Source organism: Shewanella abyssi, from assembly GCF_023284025.1.
GTDB classification, from domain to species: domain Bacteria; phylum Pseudomonadota; class Gammaproteobacteria; order Enterobacterales; family Shewanellaceae; genus Shewanella; species Shewanella abyssi.
Genome location: NZ_JAKIKR010000007.1, coordinates 22435 through 41013, shown reverse-complemented (window position 1 = coordinate 41013; position 18579 = coordinate 22435). Strand labels below are relative to the sequence as shown.

15 protein-coding genes and 4 tRNA genes are annotated in these 18579 nt (G+C 42.8%); 7 read left to right on the top strand and 12 right to left on the bottom strand.

Annotation, left to right across the window (positions count from 1 at the left end):
• Positions 1-9: 9 nt before the first annotated feature.
• Positions 10-2007 carry an excinuclease ABC subunit UvrB gene (uvrB, locus tag L2755_RS04935; RefSeq protein ID WP_248979630.1) on the top strand — a complete coding sequence of 666 codons (1998 nt, stop codon included), beginning with the start codon at positions 10-12 and terminating at the stop codon, positions 2005-2007.
• Between the two features lie 65 nt (positions 2008-2072).
• Here the strand turns inward: uvrB and rrtA are convergent, their stop codons facing one another.
• Both rrtA and queC read right to left on the bottom strand, forming a co-directional pair.
• On the bottom strand, positions 2073-2657 hold the full coding sequence (gene rrtA, locus L2755_RS04930; RefSeq protein WP_248979629.1) for a rhombosortase: 585 nt from the start codon (positions 2655-2657) through the stop codon (positions 2073-2075).
• Positions 2645-3331: a 7-cyano-7-deazaguanine synthase QueC gene (queC, locus tag L2755_RS04925; protein WP_248979628.1), complete on the bottom strand. Its 687-nt coding sequence runs from the start codon at positions 3329-3331 to the stop codon at positions 2645-2647. The genes rrtA and queC overlap by 13 nt, the downstream gene beginning before the upstream one ends.
• A gap of 129 nt (positions 3332-3460) precedes the next feature.
• Between queC and queE the strand changes: the two genes are divergently transcribed.
• Entirely contained in the window at positions 3461-4129 is a 669-nt protein-coding gene (queE, locus tag L2755_RS04920) for a 7-carboxy-7-deazaguanine synthase QueE (protein WP_248979627.1), read from the top strand.
• An 81-nt stretch (positions 4130-4210) separates the two neighbouring features.
• Here queE and L2755_RS04915 read toward each other — a convergent pair whose 3' ends face one another.
• The 5 genes from L2755_RS04915 to L2755_RS04895 form a co-directional block, all read right to left on the bottom strand.
• Positions 4211-5287, bottom strand: a complete 1077-nt coding sequence (locus tag L2755_RS04915; protein WP_248979626.1) for a PLP-dependent cysteine synthase family protein — start codon at positions 5285-5287, stop codon at positions 4211-4213.
• Positions 5288-5501: 214 nt separating this feature from the next.
• Positions 5502-5586: transfer RNA gene (locus tag L2755_RS04910), tRNA-Tyr, on the bottom strand.
• Between the two features lie 105 nt (positions 5587-5691).
• Positions 5692-5776: transfer RNA gene (locus L2755_RS04905), tRNA-Tyr, on the bottom strand.
• A gap of 73 nt (positions 5777-5849) precedes the next feature.
• Positions 5850-5934: transfer RNA gene (locus tag L2755_RS04900), tRNA-Tyr, on the bottom strand.
• Positions 5935-5965: 31 nt separating this feature from the next.
• Positions 5966-6050 (bottom strand) — tRNA-Tyr (locus L2755_RS04895).
• 141 nt (positions 6051-6191) lie between these two features.
• On the opposite strand from L2755_RS04895, the gene L2755_RS04890 reads away from it, so the two are divergent.
• From L2755_RS04890 to L2755_RS04880, 3 genes are all read left to right on the top strand, one after another.
• Positions 6192-6674 carry a VC2046/SO_2500 family protein gene (locus L2755_RS04890; protein WP_248979625.1) on the top strand — a complete coding sequence of 161 codons (483 nt, stop codon included), beginning with the start codon at positions 6192-6194 and terminating at the stop codon, positions 6672-6674.
• Positions 6675-6747: 73 nt separating this feature from the next.
• Positions 6748-7035: a DUF406 family protein gene (locus L2755_RS04885; RefSeq protein WP_248979624.1), complete on the top strand. Its 288-nt coding sequence runs from the start codon at positions 6748-6750 to the stop codon at positions 7033-7035.
• A 133-nt stretch (positions 7036-7168) separates the two neighbouring features.
• Positions 7169-9340, top strand: coding sequence for a putative bifunctional diguanylate cyclase/phosphodiesterase (locus L2755_RS04880; RefSeq protein ID WP_248979623.1), 2172 nt, complete (start codon positions 7169-7171; stop codon positions 9338-9340).
• Between the two features lie 93 nt (positions 9341-9433).
• On the opposite strand, the gene L2755_RS04875 is transcribed toward L2755_RS04880, so the two are convergent.
• The 3 genes from L2755_RS04875 to L2755_RS04865 form a co-directional block, all read right to left on the bottom strand.
• Positions 9434-9895, bottom strand: a complete 462-nt coding sequence (locus tag L2755_RS04875) for a YchJ family protein (protein ID WP_428847776.1) — start codon at positions 9893-9895, stop codon at positions 9434-9436.
• A gap of 1 nt (position 9896) precedes the next feature.
• Positions 9897-10481: a YybH family protein gene (locus L2755_RS04870; protein WP_248979621.1), complete on the bottom strand. Its 585-nt coding sequence runs from the start codon at positions 10479-10481 to the stop codon at positions 9897-9899.
• Positions 10482-10783: 302 nt separating this feature from the next.
• Entirely contained in the window at positions 10784-12619 is a 1836-nt protein-coding gene (locus L2755_RS04865; protein ID WP_248979620.1) for a M2 family metallopeptidase, read from the bottom strand.
• A 186-nt stretch (positions 12620-12805) separates the two neighbouring features.
• On the opposite strand from L2755_RS04865, the gene psrA reads away from it, so the two are divergent.
• Positions 12806-13453 (top strand): TetR family transcriptional repressor PsrA, encoded by a 648-nt coding sequence (gene psrA / locus L2755_RS04860; RefSeq protein WP_248979619.1) that lies wholly within the window; start codon positions 12806-12808, stop codon positions 13451-13453.
• Between the two features lie 5 nt (positions 13454-13458).
• Positions 13459-15741, top strand: coding sequence for an acyl-CoA dehydrogenase (locus L2755_RS04855; protein ID WP_248979618.1), 2283 nt, complete (start codon positions 13459-13461; stop codon positions 15739-15741).
• A 278-nt stretch (positions 15742-16019) separates the two neighbouring features.
• On the opposite strand, the gene pyk is transcribed toward L2755_RS04855, so the two are convergent.
• Together pyk and L2755_RS04845 are read right to left on the bottom strand one after the other, a co-directional pair.
• Positions 16020-17459 (bottom strand): pyruvate kinase, encoded by a 1440-nt coding sequence (gene pyk / locus L2755_RS04850; RefSeq protein ID WP_248979617.1) that lies wholly within the window; start codon positions 17457-17459, stop codon positions 16020-16022.
• 184 nt (positions 17460-17643) lie between these two features.
• On the bottom strand, positions 17644-18498 hold the full coding sequence (locus L2755_RS04845) for a MurR/RpiR family transcriptional regulator (protein WP_248979616.1): 855 nt from the start codon (positions 18496-18498) through the stop codon (positions 17644-17646).
• Positions 18499-18579 lie beyond the last annotated feature (81 nt).

Genomic DNA, 18579 nt, shown 5'->3' with positions numbered 1-18579 from the left:
CATAACCTAGTGTCTGAATCTGTATTTCAATTGGAATCTCAATACCAACCTGCGGGCGATCAACCGACGGCCATTAAACAGCTTGTCGATGGCTTGGAGTCTGGGGTTGCGAGTCAAACCCTATTAGGTGTTACTGGCTCAGGAAAAACCTTTACTATCGCTAACGTGATAGAGCAAATGTCTCGACCCACTATTATCATGGCACCTAACAAGACACTGGCAGCGCAACTTTATGGCGAGATGAAAGAGTTCTTTCCCCATAATGCCGTGGAGTATTTTGTCTCCTACTATGACTATTATCAGCCAGAAGCCTATGTTCCCGCGAGTGGTACCTTTATTGAAAAGGATGCTTCGGTAAACGCCCATATTGAGCAGATGCGTTTGTCAGCAACTAAAGCACTGCTTGAACGTAAAGATGTTGTGCTTATAGCCTCGGTCTCTGCCATTTATGGTCTGGGAGATCCAAAGGCCTATATGAAAATGTTATTGCACCTTCGAGAGGGGGCGATAATGGATCAGCGCGATATGCTTAAAAAACTCAGCGAGCTGCAATATAAACGTAATGATATTGAGTTACAGCGTGGTACCTACCGTGTTCGCGGCGAGGTGATCGATGTTTTTCCGGCTGACTCTGATAAATATGCCGTTAGAGTGGAGCTTTTTGACGACGAAATAGAGCGACTGAGCCTATTTGATCCTTTAACGGGTCATATCAACAAGCGAGTTGCCCGTATTACGGTATACCCTAAAAGTCATTATGTTACGCCACGTGAATCGATATTAGCCGCGACAGAACATATCAAAGAGGAGTTGAGAGATCGTAAGAAACAGCTACTCGATCTTAATAAGCTGATCGAAGAGCAGCGTATTACTGAACGGGTGCAATATGATATTGAGATGATGACCGAACTCGGATATTGCTCGGGGATCGAGAACTACTCCCGTTATTTATCAGGGCGAGCTTCGGGCGACGGGCCACCAACCTTGCTAGATTACTTGCCTGATGATGGTTTATTGATTATCGATGAGTCTCACGTCACTGTTCCGCAAATCGGGGCGATGTACAAAGGCGATCGTTCTCGAAAGATGAATCTTGTGGAATATGGTTTTCGCTTACCATCGGCATTGGATAATCGTCCTTTAAAATTTGAAGAGTTTGAAGCACTCATGCCACAGAGCATTTTTGTGTCAGCCACACCAAGTGATTATGAGATTAATAAATCAGGAGATGAAATTGCTCAACAAGTTGTCAGGCCGACAGGGTTGTTGGATCCTGAAATTGAAGTTAGGCCTGTAGGCACCCAAGTTGATGATCTACTCTCTGAGATCGCTAAGCGAGTGGCTGTTAACGAGCGAGTACTGGTAACGACATTAACCAAAAGAATGTCTGAAGATCTATCTGAATATTTAGACGAACATGGCGTCAAAGTCAGATATCTGCACTCAGACATCGATACCGTCGAGCGAGTTGAGATCATTAGAGATCTAAGACTGGGTGTATTTGATGTGCTTATCGGTATTAACTTACTTCGTGAAGGCTTAGATATGCCTGAAGTGTCATTGGTTTGTATTCTTGATGCCGATAAAGAGGGCTTTTTGCGTTCAGAGCGCTCTCTAATTCAAACGATTGGTCGAGCTGCCCGTAATGTGAACGGTAAAGTCATTCTCTACGGTGACCGCATTACTAAGTCTATGGATAAAGCGATAACGGAAACCAATCGTCGCAGAGCAAAGCAACATCAATATAACCTTGATAACGGCATTACCCCTAAAGGTATTATTAAGAGTATTACCGATGTTATGGATGTCGGTGATAGCAAGTCTGATAAGTCGCGGAGAGTGGCAGAGCAGGGCGCTGACTACCTTGTCAAACCCGCCGATATTAGCCATGAAATTGATAGGCTTGAAAAACAGATGCATGAACATGCTAAGAATCTTGAATTTGAAGAAGCGGCGGCCGTGAGAGATAGAGTAGGCCGCTTGCGAGAGCAGTTTATAAAAGCTTAGCGATAGTTGAAATCAACATGTTCAGAGTGAAAAATAGGAGACCATGGTCTCCTATTTTTTTACGGTCAACTTTTAAACTTTTTCACAGCATAAACAGCGGCTAAACAGATGAAACCGCTAACAAGCCCTACAAGATGTGCTTCTGTTGCTACTCTAGCGCCGATGAGCGCAGTGACTTCGCTACTCGCACCAAACGTCTGCTCATAGAGTACTTTTAACATTACGCCGAGCGTTAACAGGTAACCGGTTTTCAATCCTTTAGTGATATCAAGCACAGCGCCATAAACAAATAACCCGTGCAACATGCCACTGAGACCAACGTATCCCTTAGTTTCAGGAAAAAACATTAGCAGTCCCATACCCTGCGTCAGGCTTAACGCTATTACTACAACCAGCAGTGATTTGGCGTTGTAATGTTGTTCATGCAATAACAATATGACCCACAGCCCGGCCAAATTCATAACCAAATGCCATGCATTTGTGTGCAGGAAATTACCGCTGAATAAGCGCCACCACTGACTATCAAAAATCAAATCACGCCGATAGGCTAACAGATCATCTACGCCTAAATAAAAAAGGACAATACAAATGATGCTAATGATAGCTGCAACAACATAGGGGCTTTTTGCCCTGGAGGTTATTTGCGGCATTTAGCCGCTAATTGTGTTTGGATATCTTTTGGGTTCGCTAAATATTCATCTAAGCCGCGTTGACGTAATAAGCATGCCGGGCAAGTACCACAACCATCGCCTTTCAAGCCGTTATAGCAGGTTAGGGTTTGGTGGCGAATAAGCGCTAAACTATCGTATTTATCCGCTAAGGCCCAAGTTTCGGCTTTATCAAGCCACATCAACGGCGTGCTGATCGCTAACTGTTTATCCATTCCCTGCATTAATGCGGTTTGCATTGATTTGATAAATTCATTTCTACAATCAGGGTAACCAGAGAAGTCAGTCTCACATACGCCGGTAATAATCACCTCAGCACCAAGCTGGTAGGCGTAGATCCCCGCAAGGGTTAGAAATAAAATATTGCGCCCAGGTACAAAAGTGTTGGGTATCGAATTACCCTCTTTATTTTCTTCGATAGGAATGTCACGCGTTAGGGCGCTAACGGTTAACTCGTTTAGGATCCCAACGTCTAGAATTTTATGGCTGGCGGCGCCAAGCTGCTTTGACAATCCCGCTGCGATCTCTATCTCTTGGCTGTGTCGTTGCCCATAGTCAAAGGTGACAGTGTGAACCTCATCATACTGGGTGAGAGCTTGAATAAGACAGGTAGTAGAATCTTGACCACCACTAAAAACGACAACAGCTTTAGACATAATAGGACTTCAATTTAAATTTAAAATGAGAAGTGACAGTTTAACGCAGCATGGATTGCTTTTAAACTACTTGCGACTCGGTTAAAAATCCTCTATAAATGCCGCCCTGCTAATCACGAGGTAAGTTAGATGAACTATCCAGTCAATGAAGTGTTTGAAACAATACAAGGTGAAGGCTATTTTACCGGTGTGCCTGCTATCTTTGTAAGGCTTCAAGGTTGTCCTGTTGGCTGTGCATGGTGCGATACCAAACATACCTGGGAGTTAGTGGCGAGTCATCGGGTTAAACCTGAGTTGGTGATCCAAGTAGACGGCACCATAGGTCGCTGGTCTGAGCTTTCAAGTGAACAGCTGGTAAACGCTTTTAAACAAAAAGGCTTTACCGCAAAACACATTGTGATAACGGGCGGTGAGCCGTGTCTATATGACTTGTCTAATTTAACGACATATTTACATGATAATGGTTACCAAACACAGATTGAAACCAGTGGCACATTTGCTGTTGTGTGTGATAAGGATACTTGGGTGACAGTCTCACCTAAAATTAATATGAAAGGTGGCTATAAAGTCTTAGCGCAAGCACTCAAGCGGGCTAATGAGATAAAGCATCCCGTTGCGACCAACAACCACATTGATGAACTTGACCAACTGTTGACTGATATCGACTTAACGGGCAAAACCATATGCCTGCAACCGATTAGCCAAAAGCCAAGAGCAACAGAACTGGCGATGAAAACATGTATTGAACGTAATTGGCGTCTATCGATACAGACCCATAAATACCTAAATATTGATTAGGTATTGTTCCGCACAATCAATTTACACGAAAAAGCCCTTGTGAGAGTGATCCCACAAGGGCTTTTTTGAACGTCTAAGACATTAGACTTTAGCGGGGCAAACTAGCACGCTAGTCTCACTAAATTGCTTCAGAGCAGCGTTATAAGGCGTTAAGTCACCAATATTAGCTTGTATCCACTCTGTATTGTAATAAGTATCTAGGTAGCGCTCACCGGAGTCGCAGATAAGCGTGACGATAGACCCCGTTTGGCCCTTTGCTGCCATTTCAGAGGCCAGCTGTAGTGCACCATACAAGTTGGTGCCAGTTGATGGGCCCGTCTTGCGGCCAATGATGTTTTCTAACCAATTAATGGTTGCGATAGAGGCAGCATCAGGAATTTTGCGCATCTCATCCACCACTCCTGGAATGAATGACGGTTCTACCCTTGGACGGCCAATACCTTCAATTTTACTGCCGTTAACACAAGTGATTTTGCTATCACCTGTTTTAAAATAGTCAAAAAATACTGAGTTCTCAGGATCTACCACACAGAGTTTAGTGGCTAATCGTTGGTAGCGAATATAGCGGCCAATAGTGGCAGAGGTGCCGCCCGTGCCAGGGCTCATGACTATCCATGCAGGAATAGCGTGTTGTTCTTTTTCCATCTGGTTAAAAATAGAGTTGGCAATATTATTATTGCCGCGCCAATCAGTGGCACGTTCAGCATAAGTAAACTGGTCCATATAATGGCCATTGAGCTCGTGTGCTAATCGTTCTGATTCAGCATAGATTTTACAGGAGTGATCGACAAAGTGGCATTGGCCACCGTAAAATTCTATTTGTTGAATTTTTTTCTTAGCGGTACTGCTTGGCATCACTGCAATAAATGGCAATCCAAGTAAACGTGCAAAATAGGCTTCAGATACTGCGGTACTGCCCGAAGATGATTCTATCACCGTGGTGTTCTCTTTAATCCAACCATTACACAGAGCGTAAAGAAAAAGGGAGCGGGCTAGACGGTGCTTTAAACTACCCGTTGGGTGAGTACTTTCATCTTTAAGGTAAATATCTACCCCGTTCAAACTCGGGGTTTCTAGCTTTATAAGATGAGTGTCAGCACTTCGTTGAAAGTCAGCATCAATTTTTTCGATGGCTTGATTTACCCAAGAGTTGGTCACGTTAAGGCCTTAGCAGATAATAATAAAGTTAAATCATAGTGAAATTAATGGCGGATTGGTAGCAGAAAGCACAGCAATTATTTAGAAATAGATCTGAGTAACATTCTGAATTAATTTGATTAACGTTGAATTTACACTTTGACGAAGGAGATTTTACTGGAAAGGAGGACTGTAGAAATATCAGGTATCTAGTTTGAAGTCGAACAATAAGAAGTGGTGGAGGGAGAAGGATTCGAACCTTCGAAGGCTGAGCCGTCAGATTTACAGTCTGATCCCTTTGGCCACTCGGGAACCCCTCCACATTTTTCTTATTTCATCTTGCCCACAGTATTGGCCTACTGTGGTTAACACTTAACACTTAACACTTAACACTTAACACTTAACACTTAATTTTCAAAGTAAAGTGGTGGAGGGAGAAGGATTCGAACCTTCGAAGGCTGAGCCGTCAGATTTACAGTCTGATCCCTTTGGCCACTCGGGAACCCCTCCACATTTTACTTTAATCTTGCCCACAATATTGGCCTACTGCGGTTTACACTTAAACACCAATTTTAGATAGAAGTGGTGGAGGGAGAAGGATTCGAACCTTCGAAGGCTGAGCCGTCAGATTTACAGTCTGATCCCTTTGGCCACTCGGGAACCCCTCCACGAATATCTTTCTATCAAATTGTGCGCAAATGGTGGAGGGAGAAGGATTCGAACCTTCGAAGGCTGAGCCGTCAGATTTACAGTCTGATCCCTTTGGCCACTCGGGAACCCCTCCTCAATTGCGGCGGCAATAGTAGTCAGATTTTTTTCCTGTGTAAAGCTTAAATTTGAAATAATGTCTAAAGTATTTGCTTAAGGGGTCGATTACATATCAACAGGTTGTTTTATAGGTTTTTTTTTATGCAAATAGAGCGTTATGCAAGCAATTAGCCCATTGGTTAACGAATTACAGTTAGGCTCACGTCTCAACAGTGCTGTTGAGACGAATCGCCGTGGTGAGTTTGCATTATTGCTATCTATGCTATCTGCCGATGCGCGTGATATGGCTCAGTTCCAAACTCCCGAGTTTAAACATGTGGATCTACGCGCTAAATTCAACTTAGGTGACAGTCAACCACTTTTAAAGCAACTCGACAGCGATTCTCCTGTGACCAATAACAGTTCTTCATTCCAAAACGGCGGCAATACTTGCTTCAGGTTAGCCAATGCAATTCATAAAGAAGCGCTCGTTATCCGACGTCAAGAAGCATTAGAGATGGAAGATGTCCTGGCAAACTGCGAGATCAACACACGTCTTCGTCATCAGAACGTTACCACTGAACAGCCTGTAAAACTGCACCATTTTGTTGACCAACTGGTTATGCAACGTCAAATGAGTGAATTAATTGCTCAAGCTTGAGAATGATCCCTTTGTTGCTTGTTAAGCTGATATATAATGTGTACATATACCTTATGTAGCAAAGAGTCTTAACATGAAAAATATTCAAACGGCACAATCTGATTTAGTTAATGATACGTGTAATGATTGTGGTAGCTTTGTCGATGTTGGCGCTGTAATTGATGAACATGACACTGTTTTAGAGCTCATGTTATCAGGCGAAGATGCCGCTAAATTAGCAAACGAAGTCGCCGCAAAAGCAAGCTCTCGCTTTGCTGACGTTGCTAGTGAAATTACAACCGCTGGTGATGATGTCAAGTTAGTAATAACCTTCTCATTTAGCGCAGAAAAGATGATTTTCCAGTTAGAGAATAGTTTGTAGGAAAACACAGTATGTCTTGCTGGAATTGCTGTTTTTCGGTAACTTCTTGGCGATAAGAATCATAGTTAGTTTTGAGCTGAATACACGGGCCATTTGGTAAGCCATTTTTGTTTACCGTTCTTTAGGATATTGAGTGAAGAAACATAGATACCAGAAACTTTTAGAACAAATTGTTAACTCAGAGGCAAAGCAAGAGGGTGACTTTCACGCTACTGCCAAAATGTCTGCTGAATTGCTTTTTGAACAGCTCGATGTATCTCGAGTTGTTATTTCTGGTTTAAGTGAAGAAAGCAATATATTAGAGCTCGTCTGTAATGAAGTTGTCATCGCGCTAAACGTCGATCTCAAATCCCGTCCTCAACCATCAGCGAGTCCAATCTTTGTTGAAGAACTTAGAGTTAATCGACTGGTAGCTTCCGATGATTGTATTGAAGATAGCCGCCTCATTGAACTCGTTGACTATTATCAGCATCATGATGTCAAAGCCGCTTTAGAAGTGGCGATAAGGATTAATGGTCATCTAGAAGGTGTATTGAGTTTAGAGCGTAATGCAGAGATTTCTGCCTGGCAAGATTCGGAAATCCAATTAGCCTCTCAAGTCGCAGACCAATTAGCGCTGACATTAGCCACCAAATACTCTTATGATAAAGATGAACGCTTAAAACTCTTTTTATCTGCAACCGAGCAGTCTGATCAGATCATGATGGTAGTGAATCTTGCGTCAGCTTGTATCGAATATGTCAATCAGGCTCACTTTGAGTTGACCCATATTCCCAAAGAACAAATTATTGGGCGTCCCGTTCAGGCTTTAGAATTCTTTAAACAGTTCCCAGAAAAAGCCGAAAGTGTGCTTGTAAAAGTAACAGCTGGCGACAGCGTCGAAGAGGAGATTAAACTTGTTCGTCGTGATGGAACTGATTATTGGATTCGGCTCAGCGTAAAGCGGTTTATCTCAGAAAGGGGTAACCATTTTGCGTTAATTAACGCCGATAACTGCACCGAACAGCATCTGCATCAGAGCGAATTAGAAAGGTTGGCTTGGCGTTGTAGTTTAACCGGCTTATATAATCGAATTCACTTTGGTAGAGTGCTTGAAAAAGCCAAAGCGGGACACCTTGTCCTGGTCGATCTGCGCGGTTTTAAACGCTTTAATGATACCTATGGTCATGCTAATGGCGATCTAATGTTAATTGAAGTGGCAAGACGGATCCGGCATTTCGCAGAGATCAATCAGATTACTGAGATCGCTCGCATTGGCAGTGATGAATTTGCGTTATTAATTTCAGCGTCACAGGACGTTAATGTCACTAATGCGTTGATTGAACGGCTATACAGTCAAGTTGAGCTTCCTGTCAGCATCGGAATTGAGCAAGTAGAACCCAAACCCGCTTTAGCTTGCGTCGATATTGCCTCTATTGAGCAGCTTTTCCCTGCACTCACTTGCGCTGATATCGCTTTGCAGTATGCAAAAAATAAACAAGGTAATGCAATTCAAATTTTTAACTCCGCATTACTTAATGCGTTTAAGGATGATGCACAGATAGAGCGAGATTTGGCAGTGGCGATAAAAGGCCGTCAGTTCGAACTTTATTATCAACCATTAAAAGATTTGAAGAAACAAGCTTATATCGGCGCAGAAGCACTTATTCGATGGCATCATCCTAAGAAGGGCGTGTTGTATCCTGGTGCTTTTATCGATATAGCAGAACAAACCGGTCTTATAACGGATATTGGCTCATGGGTATTAGAAGCGGCTTGTAAACAGCTTAACTTATGGCAGCATCGTCAAATAGATATTTCTATGCACGTTAATGTATCAGCAAGGCAGTTTTTTGGTGGTTCGCTGTTTGAGCAAGTTTGGGAGTTGATAGGCCGTTACCGACTGAAACCACACAGTTTAATTCTGGAAATTACCGAGACCGAATTGATGGCAGATATTCGTTCAGCAACCAATTTATGTAATGAATTAGCTGAGTTGGGTGTCGGTTTAGCGATTGACGATTTCGGTACAGGTTACAGCTCAATGCGCTATTTAAAACAATTCCCCATCACTAAACTCAAAATTGATCGTTCATTCATTTCAGACCTAACTGTTAGCCACGAAAGCCGAGAAATTGTGAGTGCGATTATTGCAATGGCCTCGGCACTGAATATTTCACTTACTGCAGAAGGTGTGGAAACAAAAGAGCAGGAACTGTTCTTAGCCGATCATCTTTGCCACCAAGCTCAAGGTTTTTTATACAGTCCTGCATTACGAGTCGCTGAGTTCGGCGAGTTTTTAGAAAAGTCGGCCTTAGTACATTAGGTCCAATTCACTATAAACGTGTTCTAGGGCGTACTCTTTTAAATGTAGTCATTGTGAATGCACATTAGGGTAAAAGAATTTACTTTGACAAGGTTACAAGCAACACTGCTTAAACTTCCTGCTGCTACCGCAAACACATAATGCATTTCTCCTGGGATACACTGGATCTTTCTGAACTCCCTCAGTGTAATACCAGCGACCATTTTCCTTTATAAAATTTGAGCATTCATGTATTGCATTTAGCGTGTCGTTATCTCTAAACCATGCTTGGAATGTGACCTTACCTTGATTACCCATTTCATAAAATGAAATAACCTCTAACGTTAACCAATGTGGATGCGGGCCAGCGGTTAGACTTTGCAGTGTTAAGTCAAACAGGTAACTTTTATGATGGGTGTCGATTAGATACGCAAATAACCCCAAGTAGAATGCACAGAAACGCGAACGCATTAATTGTTCAGGACTCCGTGCTTCTTTGACACCTAGGTGTAGTGGTTGGCAACAGTGGCTATAGGTGTTATTTGAGCTACAAGGGCAGCTACTCGTGGGATCAATATTAGGGTTCATCATGAATTTTGGGTTTTACATAGCTATTTAGCGTTGAAAATTGACGACCATAATAAAGGTTTGAAGAGGGTTTAGCATTAAAATAAAATGCCGCTTCAGCACGATTATTAGTATCTACCGTTAAGTACCATTTACCGTCTGCTTTCTTTTTAGACACTGTGACAAATTTCCCTGCAAATTCACTAACTGGCTCACCAGCATCAATCGATGGGTGAAAACGAATAAGGTAGTAGCCGATATCCGTTGCACTTGTGCCGTCAATATTTCTTTCAATAACTCTAAAGTCGACTTCTATTTTGGCTTTTTTATGTTGTATTTTCCCAAAAAAGGTTTTATAAAGCGCAACAATATTGTCTCGTCCAACCGTGATCTCTTCGCCTTGGCTTTCAGGGATATAGCAGGCATCTTCCGAATAAATAGCATGGATTCGACTGACATCTAATTCGTTAAACGCTTCGTTAAAATGAGTATAAAGTTCGTTTAACGCTTCGTTATCATTGGCGAAGGCTAAATGCATCGCTGCCAAGTACAGACAAACTGCTAGTGCTAACCGATGAGTTGCTTTTTTAAACATGTATGACTTCAAAAAAATAATTATTACTATTACTATAATAGAGAGCCTTATTGAACTAAAGAATTAGATCTTTACAAAATGTGTAAAAACCACTGATAGCTTCACAAATTTTCATGTTAAGTGCGGTTTTTGGAACAATTCCTTGCGAGAAGAGGCATTAAACACTGTATGTTGTTAACGAGTGCAACCTTAACTCTTTAGGCTGATAAAGCGGTATAAAAAATAGAAAAGCCACTTTCCCTTTGAGAAAAGTGGCTTCTATCTACTCGGCTAAAACGAATATAAGCAGTGCTAGATAACGTTTACCATCCGCATTGACGGTTAGCGGTGGTATTTTGTTGATCCAACCAGGTTTGCAGTGGAGCAAAGTAATCAAGTACGGCTTTGGCATCCATCTCTTTAGTGCCTGTCACCGCGGCTAGCGCTTCTGGCCAAGGTTTGCTTTGTCCCATCTCTAACATGGTATTAAGCTTCGCACCGGCTTCTTTATTGCCGTATATACTGCAGCGGTGGATGGGTCCAGTATCTCCAGCAACTTCACAGAGTGCTTTATGGAACTGGAACTGCAGTATATGGGCTAAGAAATAGCGTGTATAAGGCACGTTCCCTGGTACATGATATTTTGCACCTGGATCAAAGTCACTTTCACTACGGGCGATAGGGGCTTTTACACCTTGATACTTTTCGCGTAAATCCCACCATGCTTGGTTATATTGCTGGGGCGTGATCTCGCCACTAAAGACCTTCCAACGCCATTGATCGATCATTAATCCGAAGGGTAAGAACGCGACTTTATCCAACGCTTGCTTTAAAAGTAAGCCTATATCTTTCGAGGCATCAGGTACTTCGTCAAGTAGACCAATCTGTTTTAAGTAATTTGGCGTGATCGATAGTGCAACAGTGTCACCGATGGCTTCATGGAAGCCATCATTTGCACTGTTTTTAAAGATAAAGGGTTGTTCTTTATAGGCACGTTGATAGAAATTGTGTCCGAGTTCATGATGAATAACAGTAAAGTCTTCAGCTGTCTTTTGGATACACATCTTTATGCGTATATCGTCGAGGTTATCGAGATCCCACGCTGAAGCGTGACAAACTACATCACGATCCTCTGGTTGAACGAAAAGAGAACGTTCCCAAAAGGTATCAGGTAATTCATCAAAGCCTAACGAGGTAAAAAAGCCTTCGGCTTGTTTAACCATCTTAACTTCATCAAAATTATGTTTTGCGAGTAACTCTGTGACATCGTAGCCAGGATCTGCGTCTTCGGGTGCAACTTGATCATAAACATTGCCCCAACTTTGTGCCCACATGTTACCTAAAAGATGAGCAGGGATAGGCCCTGATGCTGGCGCAACAGATTCGCCATATTGCTGGTTAAGTTCGCCGCGAACATAGCAATGTAGCGAGTCATAAAGTGGTTTAACTTGTCCCCAAAGGCGATCTAACTCATTTGAGAACGCGTCAGGTTTCATATCATATTGGCTACGCCATAATTCAGATAGATTGGCATAACCAAGATCTTGAGCGCCTTCGTTTGCGAGTTCTACTTCTCTTTCAAATAGAGGTCGCATAGGTTTTGCTATTTCACGCCACCCTTGCCACACTTCAAGCAACTCCTCCGGGTTGTTTGATTCGCCCATAATCGCCGATAGCTCTGGCTGGGTTAAACAACGTCCATCTGCGAAGCAATACTTACCTTTGCCGTATAGGCCATTCAATTTTGAACTGATGTTGGCTAATTCGGCATTTTTTGCTGGATCCAAAGGTGCCGGAAGTACAATAGAACTGCGTAGAATGTTTAGCTTTCTTTTATCGGCGTCGTTTAACGGTAAGTCAGCGTACTGAGCTGATTGTGTCGCGAGCTTTACAGATGTACCTGTGTACTTCTCTGAAACACTGGCAGATAGTGCCGCGGTATCTTCGGTGATAAAGTTACTATAAATCCACTCTGAACGATTGCTCTCTATTGATAAGTCGGCCATTTGTGCTTCGGCATCAGCAATAAATTGTTGCGCTTCAAGCGTTTTATCAACAGCAGGTGTACTTACAGTTTCTGTTTTAGTACATGCTGTCGCGCCGAGTGAAATTGCAATTAAAGCGGATAACTTAGAAACCTTGGTAAAGGTCATGTTCATCTGTCAAAATCCCTTGTTATTTTTGTGTTGCTTATTCTACTTATTTTGTTGCTGATTGATAGAGAGGAAGCTGAGATGGATGAAATCGCATACATATGTAAGGTAAACAGGGTTTTTGTTTGACAAAAAGCAAGCGAGTGTTTAATTTAAACGAGTGTTTTAAATTGAATTAATAAAGGCAACGGAATGGCAAATCGCTCCGATACAAAAACAAGAATACTGGATGCAGCAGAAAAGCTATTTGCAGAGCGAGGTTTTTCAGAAACATCTCTTAGATTAATCACAAGTAAGGCTGAAGTAAACCTAGCATCTGTTAATTACCATTTTGGCTCAAAAAAGGAGTTGATAAGAGCGGTTTTAGCACGTTATCTAGATGTCTTTATGCCAACAGCTGCTGACGCTATTGTAGCGGTTCGCAATGCTGATGCGAACGCATCGCTAAATGATATATTTTCAACCTTGGTTAATCCATTACTCGATCTTAACCAAGTTAGAGCGGATGGCACTACGACCTTCTTGCAACTTTTAGGACGAGGTTATATTGAAAGCCAAGGACATCTGCGCTGGTTTATTACTACCCATTACGGCAAGTATCTAAGCTTATTTGTTAAAGCCGTTGGAGAGAGTGCCCCACATATTCCGCCCGCAGAGATGTTTTGGCGTTTACACTTTACCTTAGGTACGGTTGTTTTCACTATGGCTTCAGCAGACGCATTAACTGAAATTGCTGCAGCAGATTTTGGCGAACACAATGATATAGAAGCGGTTATTCGAAAAGTTATCCCTTATCTATCGGCGGGGGTATCGGTTCCTGTTAACAAGGATGCAATGTAGAAATTATGTTTATTACGTTATTAGTACTCTTGATGGTCGCTGTAGTGGTCACTTTTGCTGTAAAGAGCATTAGAATGCAGCTGGTGACGCGGCCTGTTTTTCGTTTTTTTAAGAAAGTACTGCCTCCTTTGTCGGACACCGAAAAAGAAGCAATGGAAGCGGGCGATGTCTGGTGGGAGGGAGAGCTTTTTAAGGGTAAACCTAACTGGCAAACTTTACACAGTTACGGTAAACCGACATTAACTTCTGAAGAACAAGATTTTATCGGTAATCAAGTCGAAACGGCGTTAGCTATGATTGACGATTACGACATCGTGACCAATCGAAAGGATCTGCCTCCGGAGCTTTGGCAATACTTTAAGAAAGAGGGCTTCTTTGCGCTGATTATTCCCAAAAAATACGGTGGTCGCGCTTTTTCTGCTTATGCTAGCTCAACTATTGTCAGTAAAATTGCTAGCAGAAGTGTCAGTGCTGCTGTTACCGTCATGGTGCCGAACTCTTTAGGCCCTGGGGAGTTGCTAACGCATTACGGCACCACTGAGCAAAAGGATTATTGGTTACCGAAACTTGCCGGCGGACAAGCTATCCCTTGTTTTGCCCTAACAGGGCCAGAAGCCGGCAGTGATGCCGGTGCAATTCCAGATAGTGGGGTTGTCTGTCGCCAAGAGTTTAATGGCGAAGAGACCTTAGGTTTAAAGCTCAATTGGAATAAACGCTATATAACACTTGCCCCAGTGGCTGATGTATTGGGACTCGCTTTTCAGATGCATGATCCAGATGGACTGCTTGGAGAGCAAAAGCATATCGGCATTACTTGTGCGCTGATCCCAACTGATCACCCAGGTGTAGAAATTGGCCGTCGTCATAACCCATTACACTTAGCCTTTATGAATGGTACCACTCATGGGAAGGATGTCTTTATTCCGCTTGATTGGATCATCGGTGGGCCGCAATACGCGGGTCGTGGTTGGCGAATGCTGGTAGAGTGTTTATCAGCTGGACGGGGAATTTCATTACCTGCATTGTCAACGGCTTTGGGGCACATGGCGACTAAAACCACAACGGCTTACAGCGCCGTAAGACAACAATTTGGTATGCCAATCGGCCAGTTTGAAGGTGTACAAGAAGCGCTAGCACGGATCATTAGTAATACTTACCAGTTGGAAGCGGCAAGGCGGTTAACGACGACGGGTATCGATCTTAACGTTAAGCCCTCTATTGTTACCGCAATTGCCAAATATCATATGACAGAGTTGGGTCGTCAGGTCATGGACGATGCGATGGATATTCAATCGGGTAAAGGTATCCAATTAGGACCGAAAAATTATCTAGGAAATGCTTATATAGCGCAACCCATCGCTATTACAGTCGAGGGCGCTAATATTCTGACCCGCAGTTTAATGATTTTTGGGCAGGGAGCGACACGCTGTCACCCCTATGTGCTGGCGGAAATGGAAGCCGCGGGGATGGAAGATAAGGTAGCGGGCCTTGAACGATTTGATGCGCTATTAACGGGTCATATTGGTTACGCAGCTCGTAATGCCTTTAGTGCTTTGAGTCACGCATTGACCGGCAGTGTATTTGCCGCGTCTCCAGTCAGTGGCGAAACGAAGCAGTACTATCAAAGCATGACGCGTATATCTTCTGCATTAGCAATAATGACAGATATGTCGATGTTGATGCTTGGCGGCGAACTCAAACGTAAAGAGATGTTGAGTGCTAGAATGGGTGACGTACTCAGTCAGTTGTATTTAGCATCTGCAACATTAAAGCAGTTTGAAGATAATGGTCGCCAGTTTGATGACTTGCCTACAGTTAAACATGTGATGGCTACTCGATTACATTTAGCGGCTAAGGCACTCGATGAAGCTATCCGTAACTTCCCCAACCGCGCAGTGGCAGCCTTGCTACGCCTGATGATTTTCCCTCTGGGAAATCACTTTAATCAACCTGATGATAAATTATCAATTGAGGTGTGCAAATCGATGAGCATACCAGGTCCTGCTCGCGATAGATTGACGTTCTTGTGTCCTAACATCAAAGAGGATAAAAGCGGTATAGCAGAGGTTGAAAATGCCTTTATTGCCAAACATGAGTGCAAAATGCTCTTTAGCCGAATAAAGCAGGCTCAAAGAGAGGGTAGCTTACCGCGGAAACTTGAGCCGCAAGCATTGTTTGATTCAGCTCTTGAGCTTGATTTAGTCAATAAAGAAGAGCATCAACAGTTAAGTGATGCAGAACGATTACGATTGGCTGCGATAAATGTGGATGACTTCGAAATACTGTAAAGGCACTATGAGGCTGTAAAATACCTTTATCAGCTAGTGCAGATTATTGATGCATACGCTTTAACATAAAATCCGTTGAATTTAATTCAGCGGATTTTTTTATGCCGATGCATAAAGGCCTAGCGCATTACATTAGCTCTTTGGTCATTCCTCTTCGAATGATACGTTTGAATTGCATACCTAAGATACAAAAAATGCATGGCAGTAATTAACTGACATGCATTTTTTAATCGGCTTTGTTGTTACTCAAACGAGTAGCAAACCAAACTCAAACAAAACTAGGCTACAATAACTACCTTGCTGGTGTTAGTACCACCAACAGTTTCCATTGCATCACCTTTAGTCATCATCGCCATATCACCACTTTGTAGGTAACCAGCGGCAGACAAGGTTTCTAAGGCTTTTTGAGCAATAATTTCTGGAGCATAAGCTGTCGAATCAAAATAGACAGGTTGAACTCCACGGTAAAGTGCCATTTTTGCCAGAGTGACTTCGTGACGTGACAACGCAAAAATCGGTAGCGCTGAACTGATACGAGACATCATTTGCGGTGTAGCACCAGACTCTGTCAATGCAACAATTGCTTTAATACCATCTAAATGGTTGGCAGCATACATTGTTGAAAGTGCAATAGTCTCTTCAATCGTGGTGAACTGTTGATCAAGTCTATGCTTCGATACTTGTACACTTGGGTGTAACTCAGCACCTAAACAAACTTCAGCCATGGCCTTTACGGTTTCTTCAGGGAAGTCACCAGCAGCGGTTTCAGCTGAAAGCATCACAGCGTCAGTACCATCAAGTACTGCGTTTGCAACGTCCATGACTTCTGCACGAGTCGGCATTGGGCTTGTTATCATTGACTCCATCATTTGAGTCGCAGTAATAACAGGCTTATTCAGTTGGCGAGAGCGGCTAATCAGTTTCTTTTGAACCGCAACAAGTGCTGGATCACCAATCTCAACACCCAAATCACCACGTGCAACCATAACGACATCTGATGCCATGATAACGTCATCCATAGCAGCATCAGAAACAACGGCTTCAGCACGCTCAACTTTAGACACTATCAGCGCGTTACTACCGGCTTCTTGTGCTAAAGCACGAGCATAATCGAGGTCAGCGCCACAGCGTGGAAAAGACACTGCTAGAAAATCAACTTTAATCTCAGCAGCTGTGATGATATCGCGTTTATCTTTTTCAGTTAACGCCGCAGCAGATAAACCACCGCCTTGCTTGTTGATACCTTTATTATTAGATAAAGGACCAGCAACAGTAACAATAGTGTGAACTTTATTACCGTCTACTTTTTCAACTCGCAACTGAACACGACCATCGTCAAGCATCAGAATGTCGCCTAGGCTGACATCATTTGGTAGCTCTTTATAATCGATACCCACTTGATTCTCATCGCCTTCGCCTTTTCCAAGATCACCATCTAAGGTATAAGCTTGCCCTAAGGTTAGCTGTACCTTTTTGTTGTCTTTAAAAGTTGAAATGCGAATTTTAGGACCTTGTAGATCACCAAGTATGGCAACGTGTACGCCAAGCTCTTTTGCAATAGCTCGTGTATCGGCTGCGCGTTTTTTGTGATCTTCTGGTATACCGTGAGAGAAGTTTAAGCGAACAACGTTAGCGCCGGCAGCAATAATGCGGCGTAGGTTATCATCACGGTCAGTGGCTGGGCCCAAAGTTGTTACAATCTTGGTTCTGCGGAACATGACATACTCCGTTAAGTTTTAAAAAATTCTGACACTATATTAACAGACAACACCCTTAAATGTAGTAAAATTACGAACAAAATGATCTATCTCAAGTTTTTAATTTTGTGAGCCATTGCAACATTATTAGACTAAAGGACAGTATCGCGATGGCTAAACTGTCCTAAGTCATGTCGAAAGCCACTTACAGAATGGGATCTTTGTCTATTCTAGATTCTTTCAATACTTCTTTAACTCGCCTCAAGTTTTCACGGAAACGAGGACCTCGTCGCAATGTGAATCCTGTTGCTAGCACATCAATTATAACCAACTGTGCCAAACGTGAAGCCATAGGGAGGTACATATCGGTGTCTTCTGGAACTTCCATCATTATAGGCAGTGTACAAACGGTAGAAAGAGGCGAATCGCGGGCGGTGATACCAATGACAGCGGCACCATTCTCCCTAGCCAGTTTTGCTATATCAATTAGTGACTTAGTTCGGCCTGTATGTGAAATAAGTACCACAACATCACCTTCGTTGCTGTTAATACAACTCATGCGTTGCATAAGAACATCGTCAAAGCAGATGACAGGAACATTAAAGCGAAAAAATTTATTTTGGGCGTCATGAGCGACGGATGCTGATGCACCAAGACCAAAGAAAGAGATTTTCTTTGCTTGAGTAAGAACATCAACGGCCTTGTTAATTGCTGAGGTATCTATGCTTTGTCTCGCGGTATCGAGCGATGCCATCGATGACTCAAATATTTTTGTAGTATATGACTCCGGAGTATCGTCCTCTTCAACGTGGCGACTTACATAGGGTGTACCATTAGCAAGGCTTTGGGCTAGGTGCAACTTAAAGTCTGGGAATCCCTTAGTATCAAGACGGCGGCAGAAACGGTTTACCGTTGGTTCACTGACATCTGCCATTTTGGCCAGCGTAGCTATACTAGAGTGAATTGCCGTTTGCGGTGAAGAAAGGATAACTTCAGCTACTTTACGTTCAGATTTACTAAAATGGGTAAGGCTTTTTTGGACCTTTTCTAAGGTATTCATATACGTATGTCCATTCAATAGTAATGTAGTTTTATTAAGTTGTTATAGTGCTGTAGGTGGCAAACCATGTATAAGACTGGT

Coding starts and splice junctions, on each gene's coding strand:
- L2755_RS04865 (WP_248979620.1), bottom strand. CDS start 12,619: ATGAACATGACCTTTACCAAGGTTTCTAAGTTATCCGCTTTAATTGCA.
- L2755_RS04870 (WP_248979621.1), bottom strand. CDS start 10,481: ATGTTTAAAAAAGCAACTCATCGGTTAGCACTAGCAGTTTGTCTGTAC.
- L2755_RS04855 (WP_248979618.1), top strand. CDS start 13,459: ATGTTTATTACGTTATTAGTACTCTTGATGGTCGCTGTAGTGGTCACT.
- L2755_RS04890 (WP_248979625.1), top strand. CDS start 6,192: ATGCAAGCAATTAGCCCATTGGTTAACGAATTACAGTTAGGCTCACGT.
- L2755_RS04845 (WP_248979616.1), bottom strand. CDS start 18,498: ATGAATACCTTAGAAAAGGTCCAAAAAAGCCTTACCCATTTTAGTAAA.
- queE (WP_248979627.1), top strand. CDS start 3,461: ATGAACTATCCAGTCAATGAAGTGTTTGAAACAATACAAGGTGAAGGC.
- rrtA (WP_248979629.1), bottom strand. CDS start 2,657: ATGCCGCAAATAACCTCCAGGGCAAAAAGCCCCTATGTTGTTGCAGCT.
- queC (WP_248979628.1), bottom strand. CDS start 3,331: ATGTCTAAAGCTGTTGTCGTTTTTAGTGGTGGTCAAGATTCTACTACC.
- pyk (WP_248979617.1), bottom strand. CDS start 17,459: ATGTTCCGCAGAACCAAGATTGTAACAACTTTGGGCCCAGCCACTGAC.
- L2755_RS04885 (WP_248979624.1), top strand. CDS start 6,748: ATGAAAAATATTCAAACGGCACAATCTGATTTAGTTAATGATACGTGT.
- psrA (WP_248979619.1), top strand. CDS start 12,806: ATGGCAAATCGCTCCGATACAAAAACAAGAATACTGGATGCAGCAGAA.